This window comes from Finegoldia sp. (genome assembly GCF_046991905.1).
Lineage (GTDB): Bacteria > Bacillota > Clostridia > Tissierellales > Peptoniphilaceae > Finegoldia.
On record NZ_JBKWZF010000124.1, the window covers coordinates 1 to 2,211 of the forward strand.

3 protein-coding genes are annotated in these 2,211 nt (G+C 30.8%); all 3 read left to right on the forward strand.

What is annotated here, in order from left to right:
- Positions 1–195: 195 nt before the first annotated feature.
- From ACLUJM_RS13540 to ACLUJM_RS13550, 3 genes are read left to right on the forward strand one after another with little or no spacing between them, the layout of a single operon-like run.
- Entirely contained in the window at positions 196–573 is a 378-nt protein-coding gene (locus tag ACLUJM_RS13540) for a GntR family transcriptional regulator (protein WP_117636866.1), read from the forward strand.
- Between the two features lies 1 nt (position 574).
- Positions 575–1,438, forward strand: coding sequence for an ABC transporter ATP-binding protein (locus ACLUJM_RS13545; RefSeq protein WP_173772889.1), 864 nt, complete (start codon positions 575–577; stop codon positions 1,436–1,438).
- The gene (locus tag ACLUJM_RS13550) at positions 1,438–2,094 is read left to right on the forward strand and encodes an ABC-2 transporter permease (RefSeq protein WP_347463009.1); all 657 of its coding nucleotides are present in this window, start codon (positions 1,438–1,440) and stop codon (positions 2,092–2,094) included. The genes ACLUJM_RS13545 and ACLUJM_RS13550 overlap by 1 nt, the downstream gene beginning before the upstream one ends.
- Positions 2,095–2,211 lie beyond the last annotated feature (117 nt).

The window sequence follows — 2,211 nt, forward strand, 5'->3', positions numbered from 1 at the left end:
GTGCTACATAAGGATAGTAACTGGAAGATTGTAGGATAAATAATGTAAAGCGTGTATTTCATTACAGATTTACACGCTTATACGCAAAATAAGAGATTTAGCACATAATTCAGAAGTATAAGTTTTTCTTGACAAATCTGAAAAAGTGTTTAAAATGTACTTATACAAAAAGTACATTTTGAAATGAGGTAAGATATGGAAATTATTATTAGCAATAATGCTAATAAGCCTATATATGAACAGATAACTTCTCAAATTAAGGCAATGATAATGAGCGAAGAATTGACAGCTGGAGATAGTCTTCCCTCAATGAGAGCTTTGGCAAAGTCGCTTCATGTAAGTGTAATCACAGTTCAAAAGGCTTATGAAGATTTACAGCGTGATGGTTTTATTGAAACTACAATAGGTAGGGGCAGTTTTGTATCTGCTCAAAACAAAGAATTTTATCAAGAAGAACAACAACGCATAGCAGAAGAACATTTGCAAATTGCCGCAGAAATCGGACGTACAAACAATATTTCACTTTCTAAACTACAAGAATTACTAACACTTTTTTACATGGAGGATGAATAATATGGAGTATGCTTTAAAATTATCAAATGTCTGTAAAGAATATGACAGTTCAGAGTTTGCTTTAGATAATGTTACATTTGATTTGCCAACTGGAACAGTTATGGGCTTTGTGGGAGAAAATGGTGCAGGGAAAACAACAACAATCGGATGTATTTTAAATACTCTCAAAAAAGACAAAGGGTCGATAGAGATTTTTGGAAAAGAAATGAATGACAATGATATACATATCCGAGAAAATATAGGTGTAGTATATGACGGCGATAATTTTCCGAATTATCTGTCGGCAAAACAACTTTCAAATATTATGGCAGGAATTTATAAACAATGGGATATTACTTTGTTTAATAAATATTTAGAAATATTTTCCTTAAATAGTAACCAAAAAATTTCAAAATACTCTAAAGGTATGACAATGAAACTAGCAATCGCTGTTGCATTATCTCACCACCCGAACTTGCTTATTCTTGACGAAGCAACCAGCGGATTAGACCCTGTAATGCGTGAGGAAATATTAGATATTTTTTTAGAATTTGTAGAAAATGAAAATCATTCAATACTTTTATCTTCTCATATTACTAGCGACTTAGAGAGAATTGCTGATTATATTACTTTTATCCATAAAGGCAAGATTATTCTTACTGAAACAAAAGATAATCTCATTTACAATTATGCAATTTTGAGATGTTCTGATAAGAATTTTTTATCTTTGGATAAAGAAGATATAGTGGCTTACCGTAAAAGAGATTATCAGATAGATGTTTTGGTTTCTGATATTGAAAAAGCCAGAAGAAAATATCCAAAAATTATTATTGACCATACAACGATTGATGAAATTATGTTGTTGTTAGTAAAGGGGGAAAATTGATGAAAGGACTTTTGAAAAACAATTTTATTGGGGTAATCGAAAATCTAAAACTTTTATTCCCTCTTGCTATTATATTTGGAATTATTGTTTCAATCACGGGTAATGCTTCCTTATTAAGTATTTATTCTCTATCTATTACACCGATACTTTTGTTATTGGTTGTTTTATGTATGAGAAAAGAAACTTTATCGAAATGGGATAAATACAAGATTTCATTGCCAGTTAGGAGAAACGATATTGTTAAAAGTTACTATACCATTCACTTGTGTTGGTGTATAGGTGGAATGGCAATCGTTACATTCTTCATGTTTCTTACAGTTATCATACACGGCAATCAATATTTTTATTATGGCTTTCGAGATGCGGTTACACTTATTTTAGGCGGTGGTATCTTGGCGATTTTTATTGGTTCATTTTTTTATCCACTCTATTATTTTTTTGGCGTGGAAAAAATTGAAATTACTGCAATCATAAGTTTGGTTGTTTCTGTTGCTGTTATTGTTGGAATAAGCCTTCTAATAAATGTATTCATTGGTGGAAATGTGTCTGATACGACATATTATATAAGTTTAATAGTAATTGCAATTATTACTTGCTTCACTTTTGTATGTTCCTATTTTTTATCAGCATTTATTTTTCGTGCAAAAGAGTTTTAGTTTTATGACTAAGGGCAAAGGTAATTTATAGAGGTGTATATGATAAGACTTAAAAAACGAGATATAAAAAAAGCATTGAAAGCAGGTGCAAAGGCTGGCGGTGTATCATTGGCTGAT